The 14,786-nt window shown below is 56.4% G+C and carries 12 protein-coding genes; 6 read left to right on the top strand and 6 right to left on the bottom strand.

Annotation, left to right across the window (positions count from 1 at the left end; translation table 11 throughout):
• Window positions 1-3: 3 nt before the first annotated feature.
• From HKD40_RS00130 to HKD40_RS00115, 4 genes are all read right to left on the bottom strand, one after another.
• A complete protein-coding gene (locus HKD40_RS00130) occupies window positions 4-3,201 on the bottom strand; it encodes a glycoside hydrolase family 38 C-terminal domain-containing protein (protein ID WP_169193701.1) in 3,198 nt (1,065 codons plus the stop codon).
• On the bottom strand, window positions 3,198-4,013 hold the full coding sequence (locus HKD40_RS00125; protein ID WP_169193700.1) for a carbohydrate ABC transporter permease: 816 nt from the start codon (window positions 4,011-4,013) through the stop codon (window positions 3,198-3,200). The genes HKD40_RS00130 and HKD40_RS00125 overlap by 4 nt, the downstream gene beginning before the upstream one ends.
• The gene (locus HKD40_RS00120) at window positions 4,013-4,903 is read right to left on the bottom strand and encodes a sugar ABC transporter permease (RefSeq protein WP_169193699.1); all 891 of its coding nucleotides are present in this window, start codon (window positions 4,901-4,903) and stop codon (window positions 4,013-4,015) included. The genes HKD40_RS00125 and HKD40_RS00120 overlap by 1 nt, the downstream gene beginning before the upstream one ends.
• 88 nt (window positions 4,904-4,991) lie before the next feature.
• Window positions 4,992-6,308, bottom strand: a complete 1,317-nt coding sequence (locus HKD40_RS00115) for an extracellular solute-binding protein (RefSeq protein WP_169193698.1) — start codon at window positions 6,306-6,308, stop codon at window positions 4,992-4,994.
• A 265-nt stretch (window positions 6,309-6,573) separates the two neighbouring features.
• Here HKD40_RS00115 and HKD40_RS00110 point away from each other — a divergent pair, with 265 nt between their 5' ends.
• From HKD40_RS00110 to HKD40_RS00085, 6 genes are all read left to right on the top strand, one after another.
• The gene (locus HKD40_RS00110; protein WP_169193697.1) at window positions 6,574-7,638 is read left to right on the top strand and encodes a LacI family transcriptional regulator; all 1,065 of its coding nucleotides are present in this window, start codon (window positions 6,574-6,576) and stop codon (window positions 7,636-7,638) included.
• A 506-nt stretch (window positions 7,639-8,144) separates the two neighbouring features.
• Window positions 8,145-9,899 carry a PQQ-binding-like beta-propeller repeat protein gene (locus tag HKD40_RS00105; RefSeq protein ID WP_169193696.1) on the top strand — a complete coding sequence of 585 codons (1,755 nt, stop codon included), beginning with the start codon at window positions 8,145-8,147 and terminating at the stop codon, window positions 9,897-9,899.
• A 78-nt stretch (window positions 9,900-9,977) separates the two neighbouring features.
• Window positions 9,978-10,847 (top strand): transporter substrate-binding domain-containing protein, encoded by an 870-nt coding sequence (locus tag HKD40_RS00100; RefSeq protein WP_169193695.1) that lies wholly within the window; start codon window positions 9,978-9,980, stop codon window positions 10,845-10,847.
• Entirely contained in the window at window positions 10,847-11,833 is a 987-nt protein-coding gene (locus HKD40_RS00095; protein WP_169193694.1) for an ABC transporter ATP-binding protein, read from the top strand. Before HKD40_RS00100 ends, HKD40_RS00095 begins: the two co-directional genes overlap by 1 nt.
• Window positions 11,830-12,678, top strand: coding sequence for an ABC transporter permease (locus tag HKD40_RS00090; protein WP_248305844.1), 849 nt, complete (start codon window positions 11,830-11,832; stop codon window positions 12,676-12,678). Before HKD40_RS00095 ends, HKD40_RS00090 begins: the two co-directional genes overlap by 4 nt.
• 5 nt (window positions 12,679-12,683) lie before the next feature.
• Window positions 12,684-13,493: a transporter substrate-binding domain-containing protein gene (locus HKD40_RS00085; protein WP_169193693.1), complete on the top strand. Its 810-nt coding sequence runs from the start codon at window positions 12,684-12,686 to the stop codon at window positions 13,491-13,493.
• Window positions 13,494-13,508: 15 nt separating this feature from the next.
• Here HKD40_RS00085 and HKD40_RS00080 read toward each other — a convergent pair whose 3' ends face one another.
• Entirely contained in the window at window positions 13,509-14,117 is a 609-nt protein-coding gene (locus HKD40_RS00080; protein ID WP_169193692.1) for a hypothetical protein, read from the bottom strand.
• 42 nt (window positions 14,118-14,159) lie between these two features.
• Window positions 14,160-14,654: a c-type cytochrome gene (locus tag HKD40_RS00075; RefSeq protein WP_169193691.1), complete on the bottom strand. Its 495-nt coding sequence runs from the start codon at window positions 14,652-14,654 to the stop codon at window positions 14,160-14,162.
• Window positions 14,655-14,786: the final 132 nt, after the last annotated feature.

Below are 14,786 nucleotides of genomic sequence, written 5' to 3'. Positions count from 1 at the left end.
TCCTTAAACTTCGATCAGCAGTGTTGCGATCTCGAAAGGTCGCAAGGCCAGTTTGACGCTATTGTTTGCGAGCGGCAGAGGCTTGCTGGGGCCTTCTTCCATAAGATTGACCGTGCGGACAGATTTCACCGGCAGGCCAAAACTGATGGTTGCATCGGCCCGGATATTGGCGTGCTCAAACAGCCGCAAGACCAAGCGATTAGACGCCTGGGCCTTTTTGACAGTTTCAAGCGCAACATTGGGCACGTCGACCGAGGCAAAACTAAAGCTGTCCAATCCCTGCGCCGGCGCAGACGCAATGGTTCGGGTGCCAACGACAGCCAGAGGATTGTTGAAGCGTTCGGCGGCGCGGTGGACTTCGTGCAAATCAGCCACGCCATCATGCACGAGAAGTCCATAGCGCAGGCGATGTTCGCCCAGATCCGCATCGGGCGCGGGGAAGGTTGACCCGCGCACCAGCGTCAGCCGCACCGATTGCTCGTGGCAATCATAGGCATATTTGCAGTCATTGATCAGCGCCACGCCGAAGTCGGTTTCGCTGATATCCACCCACCGGTGCATGGAGGCTTCAAAGCGCGCGCGGTCCCAAGTGGTGTTGCGATGGGTCGGGCGTTTAACGTGGCCGAACTGAATTTCCGAGCGAATTTCGGAGATATTGAGATCAAATGGGAACTGCGCCTTGAGAACCGTCTGCCGCTCCAGCCAATCGATATAAGTATCGAACTCGATCTGCCGCTCGCCGGCAACAAGGGAGATTACTTGCACAATGGTCGAGCTTTGATACTTGCGCTCGATGCGAAGGGCGGCGCGATGAGGACCGGTTTCCGCGACGGAAATCGTCGCAGCCGTATCGGCCAGTGGCCAGAACTGCTCTTCAAAATAACGGTCTATGTCCCAAGCATCCCACTCCATCGGCTTGTCTTCATAGGCGATGAGGCGGTTGGCTTTTTCTCCAGCGGCCAGGGTTTCGCGCTGGCGAGCCTTGTCGAAGATTGAAGTAATTTCGCCGGACTTGTCGAAAGTCACACGCAGAAGCTCATTTTCAAGGTGTGTCTTTGTGGCTGAAACAGCCGAACGGACAGCGCCTTGCTGAGCAACAAGCTGCGTCCGTGTCCAGCCAAGCGCAGCCACGTTCGAGACCGGTGCGGCAAAGCTGGATGTGCCATCGGCACGACTGATTTTCTGAAGAGGTGCGGAGCCAGAGGCTGAAGTGACAGCCGCACCGGCAAGCTGCGCATCGGAACCGAAATCAACGAGATCGTTACGGGTCTGCCCGGTAAAGTTGAAAATAGAGAGCGCACCGTCGCCCGACTTTGCAAGGGTTTTGGCAGCGGTGTGCCAAGGCCCATTCTGCGAATTGAGCGTCGAGAAAATCTCGGCATATTCGCGGTCGCTGTCGACATAGACTTCCGGGATCGAGGTGCCGGGCAGAATGTCGTGGAACTGATTGATCAACACCAGTTCCCAGAATTTGGCCAAAGTCTCGCTTGGATAGGCGTGGCCAGACTGACTGAGGGCCAACGCGCCCAAAAACTCCAGCTCGCGCAGCATGCGTTCGGCGCGGCGGTTGTTGGCCTTATTTTTGGCGACCGAGGTCAGCGTGCCCCGGTGGTATTGCAGGTAGAGTTCGCCATTCCAGGTCGGAAACTTGCTACCAGGCTTATCCATGGCCGCGCCGAGGCGGTCGAGATAGGGCACAATGCCTTCCAGCTTGACCCGTGGCGCACCCGGAATACCGCGTTCTAGGCGAATACCGCGCTCGATCATCGCCCGTGTCGGACCGCCACCACCATCGCCATAGCCATAGGACATAACGACTTCATTGTGCACCGCCTTGGGCTCGTAACGCTTCCACGCACCCATGGTCTCGCTCACGGACAGATCGCCATTATAGGTCGTGAAAATCTGCTCGCTTTCGTATTTCTGAGCGGTGATCAGCTGGGCTTTGGTGACAGTGCCGTCGATCCCGCACCAATGGAAACTGTCGTAGGGGTGGCGATCTGTGTCGTTCCAGCTCAGCTTGGAAGTGACAAAATATTTGAGCCCGGATTTATCCATGATTTGCGGGAGGTTGGCCGAATAACCAAAGGTATCGGGTAACCAAACGGTTTTCGGATCGACGTCGAAATGATCGAGGTGGAAGCGCCGCCCGCGCATGATCTGGCGCACCAGACTTTCACCCGAAACAATATTGACGTCTGGCTCCACCCACATGGCGCCTTCGATCTCAAACTGGCCCGATTTCACGCGCTTGATCATTCGTGCCCAGAGCTCTGGATAATCCTGCTTGAGGAAATCGAAGAGCACGGACTGATTGTACATGAAGATGAACTCAGGATACTCCTCCATGAGGTTCAACACTGTCGCGAAAGACCGACCAGTCTTGTCCCGCGTGTGCATGACCCGCCAGAGCCAACCCACATCAAGGTGGGTAGAGCCAACGGCCGTGATCTGGGGCTGTACCTCAGTGTCGACGAGCGCATAAATCTCGGCAGCAATCTTCTCGGCGGCGCCCAGCGACGCCTCAAATTCGGGGGTAAATCCGGCGCGGCGATCCAGTGCCCGCAAAGCCCTGTCGACAATGTTGAGAATGGCTTGGCGGCGCGCGTCGTTTTGATAGAGCCGAATGGCGACGTCGAGTGGTGTTTTTAGGTCCCAATAGAGTTTTTCGGCACGCTCGCTACGGGTAAAAAACTCGACGGTAAACCCAACGAGCGGGCGGTCGAAAAACGTAAAGGCATTGACCAGCAGCGTGTGCTTTTTACCCGGTTTGGCTTTGCGCTCGATAACCAGTTCTGTGTGGTTGCCGTCGAGCGCCTGCGCTATGTGGCCATCAATATAGGCGAGGCACTGCGGATCAGTGGACCCCGGCCGATCCTGCCACTGGCTCTTGAATTTGAGCACGAAGGTTTTCCCGGCCGCCGCCTCGGGCACAGTTACCTCAGCGGCGAACCACGTGTGGCCCTGCTTTTTCGCCCAGACGGAATGGGAGCCAAAGGTCTCCCATGATCGCCAATCTGCAGAAAGGGCGTCCCCCGCCGAAATATCTGCGCGCTGGATGTGCCACTGCCAACCGACATCGGAAACGGGCGTCAGAATTTTGGCTTCAAGATCTGCGCAGAGGCGGATGAGCTTGCCCTCCATTTTGAGGTCATCATCCAACAAGCCCAGCTTGGTCGATTGGGGATTGGAATAGGTCATCCTTTAACTCCGACACCGGCGAACCCTGTGTTCATGTTCCGCCTGAGAAGAAAATACACGCCGATCGCCGGCGCCGCGTAGATGATTGAAAACGCTGTAAGAAAACCGTAGTTGATCGCGCCCTGCTGGCCGAAGGCAGCGTAAAGGCCGACGGACATTGGGAAAGCATCCTGCACGCGAGCGAAGATGAGCGGCAGCAGGAACTCATTCCATGCACCTGTGAAACTATAGAACCAGACCACTGCAATGCCCGCGCGAGACATGGGCAGAACAATTTTGGTGACGATCTGGAGGAGGCTCGCGCCCTCGACATAGGCAGCTTCTTCCAATTCAATCGGCACTGTGTCGAAGAAGTTTTTGAGCAGCAGCAGCGTGAACGGTAAGTTCAAAATCGTCAGGGATATGATGACACCGAGCTGGTTGAGCAGGCCAGAGCGCTGAGCGGCAAAATAGAGCGGCACCAGCACGCCAACAGACGGCAACATGCGCAACAGCACGAGGGTCCACAAAAAGGCGTTGCGCCCCGGGATGCGGAGCCGCGACAGCGGATATGCCGCCGCAATGCCGACGAGAACGCTCAGCGTTGCAGTACCCGCAGCGATGATTAAGGAATTGAGGAACTGTCGTCCGGCGTCCCCACTCACCGCCTCTGCGAAATTATCGAGCCCAACGGACTTTGGAATTTCCAGAAGGCCGCTGGCATCCGGATTAAAAGCATTCAGGATTAGCCAGGAAAACGGGCTGACCCAGATGACCGCCATAAAGCTCAGTGCGATGGCCGTCATGCGCGAGGTTGTGGCGTTGGAATCCATTATTTCGGCTCCCGCAGCAGGCGCAGATAGAACAGCGAGAGCACGCCAACAATAATCAACATGGCGACAGAAATGGCACTGCCGAAGCCCAAGTTCCCGCGCGAAAAACTCTGATTATAGAGGAATAGCGCAAGGGTCTGGGTCTGTGTGCCAGGCCCGCCTCCCGTCATCGCGTAGATGAGCGGGAAATAGGTGAAGGTCCAAATGGTGATGAACAGCATATTGGTCGCAATGTGCGGTCGGATAATCGGCAACTGCACAAGCAAGACACGCTGAAGCGGTGTCGCCCCATCGACTTTGGCCGCTTCCACCACTTCGCGGCTGACGCTATCGAGCGCGGCAGAAAAGAGCAGATAGGACCACGCCGTGCCTTTCCACACATTGGCGATAGTGACGATGGGCAGCGCGTATTCATTGATGAAATTGATCGGCTTAAAGCCAAGCGGCACGACGATCAGCTGATTGATGAGGCCAGTCTGACTTGTGGTGGCGGACCAGAGAAAGGCCGCCACAATGTCTGGCAGCAACCAGCCCAGCATGATCGACACTTCAATGATGGTGCGCAGTTGCGAACGCGTACCACGCAGGACGGCCGCCAGCATAAATCCGAGGACGGACTGCCCCACGATGGCTGAGAAAAACACAAAGACAACGGTGGTCCAGAGAGATTCAAGAAAGCCGCGACGGGTAAACAGCCGCTCAAAGTTTTGTAGACCAACCCAGCTCCACTCGACAGATTTGCGCCCGACGAGGGCCAGATCCGTGAAGCTGAAGGCGATGGCCCAAGCCGTAAAATAGAGCAAAGCGCCAATCAGGAGAGCGGCTGGTAATAGCGCTAGCCCGAGCACCCAAATATTGCTCGTCAGCCAGGGATTGGATTGGTTGGTCATGCAGACACCAGCCCATGTCTAGGACGGAACTAAAGGGAAGTGCGACGGCATCCGGAGGTCAGGTGGATGCCGTCGTCTCGGGAAAAGCTTATTCGTAGGTAATCACATTCTCAGCGCCAAATTCATCGACGAGAGCATCATGATAGGTCGTGATCACCTCATCGACGCTTGCCCCATCGAGAATGTCAGATGTGGCCTGCTGGATAAGTGCGGATACGGTCTGATAACCCGGAATAGTGTCGCGACCTGTGGTGTCCGCTGCCAGCTTTGTGGCTTCGGCCAAGAACGGATCGGCTGTGTATTCGGGCGATTCAGACACGTCGGTTCGCACCGCCATACGGTGGGTCGTTAGCGTCCACGCCTTAAAGTTTGCCTGATCAAAGATGGTGGTCAGGAGCTTGAAGGCGAGTTCTTTGTCAGCGGCCTTAGAGCTGATGCCCATGGCCCAGCCACCGGAAATATTGGTAGTGGCTTTGGTGCCCGGCTCGCCAGAACCCGGCCATGGCGTCCAAGCCACGAGCGCATCACGTTCTTCGCGGCTAGGCGGATTGTTGCAGTCCCAGATACAGGCATCTTCCCAAGAACCAGAAGCCATAATGCCCATATTGCCGTCACGCAGTGCCTGACGCACGGCGACACCAATGTCGGTCGCGTAGTTCAAGTCTGCAGGCTGGAGTTGTTTTTCGACGAATATCTGATGGTAGAGATCGAATGTGCGGCGCAGGGCCGGACTATCGCCAATCCATTGATTAGTTTCCCGGTTCAGAAGTCGATTGCGATCCCCCTCGGGGACGTCGGCACCCAGTAGGGCCATATAGACGCCCTGCATAGTGGTGGCTTCGCCCTGCTTTATCCCTGCCGGTATCTGAAACGGATACTGTACGCCTGCGTCTTTGAGTTTTTGTGCTGCATCGAGAATGTCGGCCCAGCTCTTAGGCTGCCACGGCAGGGCAATGCCCGCCTTTTCGAAATTACCCTTGTGATACCAGAGCATGCGCACGTCGGTATCGGTCGGGAATGCGAATAGCTTGCCCTGGTAAGAAGACACTTCCAACAGGCCGGGCATGTAATACTGATATTGGTCCCACGTCTTGGCGAGATCATCCAACGGTTCGAGATAGCCAGCTGCAGCCAATTCGGACACCATAAAGCTGTCCATCAGATTGACGTCAGCGGCGGTGCCAGCAGCAAGATCGAGCGCGATACGCTGATCATAACCCTGCCCCGGCAGTTTGATGGCGTTCACCGTCTCGCCGGTGGCCTCCTCAAATGCCTTGATGCCCGGCTCGACGAGTGCGCTGGTCCATTCTGCATACATGAAAGATACTTCCGCCTGTGCCGGCAAAACCGAGGCGGCCAGCAGTGACGCAGCGGCCACCGTGGTCAGAAACCTAGTCCTTAGCATCTACTCCTCCTCAGAAGCTGTCATCTCGTTGGACGACCGTGGACCAGGCCTCACCCAGCCACAGGCCCAGCAAAGCACAAGTATTGCAACGTTGCAATTTCTATTAACGATTTTTTAATTACACTCTATCGGGCGAGTTTTCCTCCTTTAACCTAAGGTCATTAGCGACACATCTTGAATGTATGTTTGGCATCAGCTCTGTTATATCGTTGCAAAACGCAGGTTGTTTTCAGGTCCCCTGCCCTAGACGTTTCGGATCTCACCTATGGCACCGCGCAAACCAACAACGCCCCCGCAGAGCGCCTCCCGCGTGACGCTCAAAACTATTGCCGAAATGACAGGATTAAGCCTGTCGACGGTGTCCCTGTCGCTGCGCGATGGCAGCAAACTCAAACAAGAGACGCGCGACAAGGTCGCGGAGGCAGCCAAGGCGCTCGGCTACGTGCCCGATCGCGCCGGGGTAAGACTGCGCACCGGCAAAACCAATGTCATAGCGCTGGTTCTTGATAGCGCTGAAGACTCAATCGATTTCGCCCGGCAAATGATCCAGGGCATCGGACAAGGCATTAGGGGTACTCGCTACCACCTGACCGTTATCCCTGAATTTGAGCGCTCGAACTCAGACGAAACCATACGCTATGTTCTGGAAAACAGAACAGCGGACGGCGTTATCATCACCCACACTCGGCCCCGCGACCGGCGCGTTCAAATGATGATGGACGCCAATTTTCCGTTTGTCAGCCACGGGCGGACGGAGTTTTATGCGCCTCATCCCTACCACGATTTTGACTCCCATAGCTTCACGGTGATGGCCGTCGAGCGGCTTGTCGCCAAGGGCTGCCGCTGCATTCGTCTGGCCATGGGGGATGATCGTACGACCTACTTTCACACCGTTCAGACGGCATTTTTGCAGGCAACGGCGAAGGCGGGCGTTGAAGCTTTCGTCCATGAAAGCCTCATGGGACGATCGCCGAACGAGACGCGCGCAATTGGCTCGGCTCTGGCCAAAGAATGCAAGACGCCCTTCGGGATTATCTGTGACAGCGAAATGCGCACAATTGCGCTTGTCGGGGGAATGCAGGAAGCCGGCGCTGTGATGGGCCGCGATTTCCACGTTGTCTATAAGCAGACATCGGGCATTTTACCTGCCTTTTTCCCGAATATGGACAGCCTACGCGAAGATGTTTTCAGCGCCGGCCAAGAGCTAACGCGCATCCTGCTTGAACGGATAAATGGCGAAAAACCGTCTCAGCTGCAAACTCTCGCAAGTCCTCAACCCCATTGGCGGCCACAGCCAGCAGAAGACCTCAGCACTCACGATCCATTGTGAGAGCATTTCTGCTGTACCGATCCCGATATGCGTCACAAGAATTGGTTTGCCCGTTCAACCTCTTACCGACGACCTAATTTCCCGAACACCGCCGCACTCCCACGCTGCAACTACGCTGCACTCTCCACACCGCGTTCAAAATCACAGAACGGAGTAATCGATTAAATAGCAGCGCCGCAACACACCCAAACCCAGTTCATACAAAGTTCAAAGATCAAAAATTCTATCGAAAATAATTATCAAGAATATAGGCACAACTAATACCGACCCCATGATCCGATATAAACTTACCGACGCAAATCGGACCGCTCATCTACTCAAATGAATACGCTCTGCATCGTTCATTTCCCAGATATTCCAGAGACTTGAACACGGCGCCAACCCACCATGCGGCAGGTTGACGCACTGCCATACAAGACTTAGGCTACTGCTGTTAGGACCGATTTTATTGCAAATATTCAAGCAGAATACGGACCGGTTCAGCAAACTGAGGAGGAGTGCTGATCATGAAGCGTGGTTTACGGCTTACTTTACTCGCGACACTAGCAACGACATTAACGTCGAGTTTCGCAATTCAGGCTGCAGTGGCGCAGTCCCCAATCGACTCCATCACCCCCGTCACGGACGAAATGCTGCTCAACCCGCCGGATGGCGACTGGCTGATGTGGCGCCGTACCTATGACGGCTGGGGCTATAGCCCGCTTGATGAAATTACCAAGGAAAACGTTGGTAAGCTGCAGCTGGCGTGGTCTTGGGGCATGTCTCCAGGTGGCCGCACGCAGGAAACACCATTGGTGCACGACGGCGTGATGTTCATCCAGAACTCCAATCACGTCATTCAGGCGCTCAATGCTGCGACCGGTGAATTGATCTGGGAATATGAGCATCCGCTGCCAGATGGCGTTGCCCCGAACGGCGAACGCAACAAGGCGATCTACGGCGACAAGCTGATCTTCGCGACCCGCGATGCCCATCTCGTTGCCGTCGACATCAAAACCGGCCAGCTCGCTTGGGATCAGCAGGTTGCTGACCACAAGAAGGGTTACGCATTCACCTCCGGCCCTCTCGTGGCTGAAGGCGTTGTGATCCAAGGCATGACCAACTGCTCGAACGCTCAGCCGGGCGGTTGCTTCTACACCGGTCACGATGCTGACACAGGTGAAGAGCTGTGGCGCTTCCAGACAATCGCCCGTGGCGATACACCTGAAGGCAACAGCTGGAACGGCCTGCCGCTCGAAAGCCGTCACGGCGGTTCGGCGTGGATTTCTGGTTCATACGATCCAGCACAGGGTCTGTTCTTTGCCGGCGTTGGTCAGCCTTATCCATGGCCAGCAGTGGTCAACGGCCTGCTGCCGAAGAGTGATGATCCAAACGTCACCAATGACGCTCTCTACACCAACGCCACCCTCGCGCTTGATCCAAAGACAGGCGATCTGAAGTGGCACTTCCAGCACATGCCAAATGACTCGCTGGATCTGGACTATGTCTATGAGCGCCTGATCATTGATGGCAATGTCGATGGCGAAGACCGCCAGATGGTCATCACCACTGGTAAGACCGGCATTATCGAAGCACTGGACCGCACCACCGGTGAATGGCTCTGGCACAAGGAAACGGTTCCACAGAACGTCGTTCTCGAAATCGATCCTGAAACCGGCAAGAAGACCATCAACCCAGACGTTATCCCGCAGATTGGTGAAACCACCTTCAACTGCCCGGCAGACCCTGGTGGCAAGGCATGGCAGGCAACGTCCTACAGCCCACGCACCGAAACCATCTATCTGCCGCTGGTTGAGTTCTGCTCGAACACCACACCGCAGCCGATCGATCCAGGCACCATCTACACCAGCGGTGGCCGCGCGATCTTCTCGCGTGTTCCAACCCCTGAAAGCGATGGCAACTACGGTCGTCTGGACGCTGTGAAGGTCGCCGATCAGTCGACCACTTGGTCGCACCGTCGTTATGCTCCACTGACCACCTCGACCCTGCCAACCGCTGGCGGTCTGGTGTTCGCTGGTACGCTCGATCGTAAGATGATGGCGTTTGACGACGAAACCGGTGACGTGCTGTGGGAATCCAGCACTCTGAGCAACGCTCTTGAATCCTTCCCGATCTCCTATGAAGCCGATGGCAAGCAGTACATTGCCGTGGTCTCCAACTGGGCATCGGGTCTGGGCCGTCTGCAGTCGCTCACTCCAGACATCAAGCTGCCTGCGCACAACCCGGCCACCGTCTACGTCTTTGCTCTGCCAAACGAATAAGACCTGACGACACGATCTCCGTTTGGGCGGACTTGGCACACGCTAGGTTCGCCCAGACCACCTCAAGAGGTCCGGAACATGACTAAGACTAAATTGGCTTCGCACCTCGCATCAGCCGTCTCCAAACTCCCCCGCATCGCTGCGCTGCTTTTCGTATGCTGCGCGCCTGTTGCCGCTCAACCCGAGCCTGAGTTTTTTGATAGGCCTTACGTCTACGGCCAGTGGGAAATCGGCCGCAAAACCGATGAATCCAAACTGCGCTACTGCGTTGACCCGCGCGACGGCGAATGGCAAGTGGCTGCGGCCATCGGCGAGGCTATTGCCAACGCGCTTCTTTTAGAACCCGTCGAGATCGTGGTCGAAAGCGATTTCGAAACCGAAGACATCACGCGCGTTTATCGCCATTTGTTGGAACAATGCAGCCTCTACATGGGCTTTAAACTCCTGCCCGAAGGCTATGATCCGTGGTCCATGCCAACGCGCGGCTTCTACGATGCAAAATATGCCTTCGTCACTGACGACCCGAACATAAAAAGCCTGCAAGACCTCGCGCCTAAGCAGATCATTGGCGCGGCCCTTGGCACAACGGGCCATGTCCGCTTAGCCAATTACAACAACGCGCAGACCTCAGAGCGCCGCTGGCGGATATTCCCAATCGGCACCAACCCTCTGGCGCTCGACGCTGTGCTGTCCGGCTCCGTCGATGTCGCTCTCGTCTGGGAGCCATCCTTGTGGGCACTCCAGCAGGCCGATGACAAATATAAAGCGCTCAGCGTGCTCTCATCTGCCCCCCTGCCCGAGACCTCGCTACCGGTCGGCGCACTGATGCTGTCGAACGAAACTTTCCTGCGCAATTCCATCGACGAAGCCGTAGCGACCCTCGTCAGCGATGGCACTATCGACGCCATTTTGGCTGAGTTCAAGTTCCCCGGCCAAGGTTCGCGCTAATGACATCATCTCAAGAGGGCATTCGCGTTGCCGACGTGAGCAAACGTTATGGTCGCACGCTGGCGCTTGACGGCGTCAGTTTCGAGGTGAAGCCACGCGAGCTTTTTGCGCTGCTTGGCCCCAATGGCGCTGGTAAAACCACGCTCATGCATATTTTGAGCACGGTCCTGCGTCCCGATAGCGGCACAGCGGAACTTGCTGGCCACAATGTGGTCACCGCACCGCTCGAAGCCCGCGACGCACTCGGCATCATATTTCAGGAACCGAGCCTCGATGATCGCCTGACCCTGCGCGAAAACCTCAATTTGCACGGCTTGGTCTTTGGCATTCCCCGCCGACATAGGCTCAACCGCATCAACGAAATGCTCGCACTGGTGGAGCTGACAGAATGGGCCGACAAGCCCGCCCGTGCACTCTCATCAGGCATGAAGCGACGCTTAGAAATCGCGCGCGCACTCATGCATGATTCAAAAATCCTGCTGCTGGACGAACCCACAGTGGGGCTTGATGCGCAAACGCGCGAGCGCATCTGGGGCTATATCCGCAAACTACAGGCCGATCGTGGCCTGACCGTTCTGGTTACAACCCACTATATTGAGGAAGTTGAGGCCTGCGACCGGGTCTGCATCATCGATCATGGCAAAGTGCTTGCGCTAGACACGCCCGATGCGCTGCGCGCGGCGCATGGCCAGCAGGTGCTGCATGTCACACCACGGTCCGAGGCGGATCGTGCCGCCATCCAGAGCCAATATGCGGACCGGCTTATCTCCCAAACTCCCGTCGAAGTGACGCTGCGCTCCGACGAGGCCTTTGTTGAGACCTTCCTTGGCGCCTACGGCACGAGAGTGTCAAACTTCGTCAATGCCATCCCAAGCCTTGAAACAGTGTTTTTGACCCTCACCGGACGCGAGTTGCGCGACCGGGCGGCGACCGCGCGTGAGCGCACAGCAGCCTTTGGCAAGCGCGGCGGGGAGCACACACGATGAGCATGCAAGAAAAGTCACTGCCAACACGCTATTCCTCGCGCTTCCTGATCCAGCTCAGTGGGCTTTACGGTCTCTGGATGCGCGAGGTCATGCGCGCCTTTCGCGATAAGGGACAATTGATCGGTGGCGTCAGTCGCCCGATCTTGTGGGTGCTGATCCTCGGCATTGGCCTCAACCCCTATTTCCGCGGTGAAGTGTATGGCTCGGTTACGTTTGTCGTACCCTTCACCTATCTCCAGTTTATCTTTCCTGCCGTGGTCGCATTGAACATCATGTTCACCTCGGTCCAATCAGCTGTCTCGGTCATTTGGGACCGGGAGTTCGGCTATCTTCGCGAAGTGATGGTGTCGCCACTCTCTCGTGCCACCGTTCTCTTGGGCAAAATCCTCGGTGGGGCGACGGTTGCCGTTCTTCATGGCTGCCTTGTGCTCATTCTCGCGCGCTTTGCCGACGTGACTCTTACCTTTCAGCAAACACTCCATGCCCTTGGTTTAATGTGTCTTTTAGCTTTCACATTAACAACACTTGGGGTTGTCATCGCCAATCGCATCCGCACCTTTGAAGGCTTCGGCATCTTCTCAAATGCGGTGATCTTGCCGCTGTATTTCCTCTCCAGCTCGATCTTCCCGCTCGATCCGGCCCTCTCCCAGGCACAAACCAAAATCACCTATCCTGAGTGGCTCGTGACCTTGGTGCAGTGGAACCCACTCACCTATGCGGTGGACGCTTTGCGTGGCGCGCTGATCAATTACAACCAGTTCGACCCGCTGATCGGCATTTCGATCCTTGTTGGCAGCGGCGCTGTGCTCTTCGCTATCGCACTCTATGACTTCAGCCGGAACTAGCCGCCATGTCTCGCTATAAGCGTGCGCTGCAAACATTCGGCCCAGTCACCGCAGTGGTCGCTCTTCTTGTCGGCGTCTCAACGCTACCGCCAGACACCTCTCTGCGCGACATTCAAAACGTCGGCACCCTAAGAGCCTGCGTTCCCACCAACTATCCGCCGCTGGTCACGAATGATCCAGCTGCGCCCGGCGTCGATATTGAAATCCTCAGCGCCGTGTCGGCGAAGCTAAATGTAACGCTGGTCTTGAGTCCCAGCGCTGAGATGGGCCGTGACTTCAATCCACTGAATTGGAACCTCAACCGCGCGAAGTGCCAGATCGTAGCGGGCGGCGTGGTTGCGTCTAGCCAAACACGGTCCTTCCTCGAAACTTCGCCCTCTTATGCGCAAACCGGTTGGGCGATCGTTTCCAAGGAGCCACTGCCTACGCTTGAGGGCAAAACCCTTGGTGCCCTAACCCTGGTCTCTGGCCTCAACCGCATCGAGTTGGCAGGGTATCTCCGCAATCAGCAAAGCACTGTGCGCGTTGTTCCCACCGAGGCGGCCTTCGCGGACAACATCAATAGTGGCACTTTTGATGGCGGTGTCACTGAGGCACTTCTCGCCAGCCAACTGGCGACCGAAAACAATTGGCATTTGGCACCAGTCTCAGATGCGCTCGCCAGCTACCCGATCGTTCTCGGCTTGTGGAAGGGTGATCTCACGCTCAAGCATCAGGTCGATGCAGCGATCTTGGATATGAAGGCCGATGGCACGATGGATGCCATTTTGGCCAAATATGGCGTCAATCAACAAACAACCGGCGCGCCTCTCTAAAACGAGACGCTCCGGTCACGTCCCCACAACGAAACTAACGACGGCGTTCCACGTTGGAGACAGCAGAAAACGCGTCACCCCAAGGGCCGTGATAGCAAACAGCACCCAACTGCTGATCAGCGTCATGCGGTCAGAAAGCTGCGCCCCAAAAATCTGGAGGAGAAATCGCCCGGCCAAGCTCGGCAGCGGCAGAAGCGCCAGAACAGCCATCGCCAAATAAATCCGTGCCGCAGTGCGCAAAAACGCTGCAATCGTAATGCCGGCCGTGTGAGGCAATGAGAGCAAGACCGGGGTGATTAGCTGCATCGCCAGCCAAGCCAGCGCCACCATGGTCAGACTGCCGCACAGTGTCAGCAGGAGCAAAGCAAGCTTGCCGGATTTGAGTTCGTGTCCATTGACGACAACGGGCTTGGACCACCCAAACCCCGTCAACACGAGCGCTAACAGGCCCGGCAAATCCGTATGCACAGCGGGGTTGAGCGTAGTACGCCCGTCATAGCGCGGGCCCTTATCGCCCAGTTTAACGGCAAGATAGGCGACCGCAAAACCTTGGATTGGAAATGCGATCAGCGCAGCGATAATCCGCACAGCAATGAGCTGCAGGTTCAGTTCCCAAGCAATCATATTCTGGTCTGCCTACAGCCCAAGGATCGTCGCGGTCTTGGCTTACTTCTGCATCACCAGTTCATATAGCGCGTCGCTATTTGCTGGCAGGTCCATGCCATCCTTATAGCCATTCACCTTGAGGATATAGGCCATCAGATCTGCATAGATTGCTGGCGCATAACGTCCGGGCGAGCTTGGAGGCATCGTGCCGACCATGACGTCGAACAGTGCGCCGGCAGGAGCGCCGTCCGCATATTTCTCGTCAAAGCTTGGGCCACGCAGGACCGGACCACCGAGGAGACCGCCCTTGAGATCGTCGCCGTGGCACTCGGCGCAATCTGCTTCATACTTCTTCTTACCGCGCGTTGCCTGCGCTTCAGAATAGCTAACGGGACGCTCTGCTTGCGCAACGAGAATACGGTCAACGCTCACTTCGGTTGTAGCCGGAGCTGGCTTCAGGCTGGCGGGGAACCAGGCTGTAAGCAGTACGGCAGCGGAAGCGGCGATCCCAACGCCGACAACTCGACGCAAAATGCTTGATGATCCAATAGTCAAAACAACCTCCCTAGTCTGTGCAACCCGTCCTGACGAAGCGCTGCCCGGTTAGACTAGAATGGTAGTTTGCCTATGTCGAGCAATGTTTTAGCGAATTCTTGTGCTGCGCCAGAGGCATTTGAATTTATCACC

This window comes from Devosia sp. MC1541, assembly GCF_012847305.1.
Taxonomy (GTDB): domain Bacteria; phylum Pseudomonadota; class Alphaproteobacteria; order Rhizobiales; family Devosiaceae; genus Devosia.
This window is presented reverse-complemented; position numbering and strand designations above follow the sequence as displayed.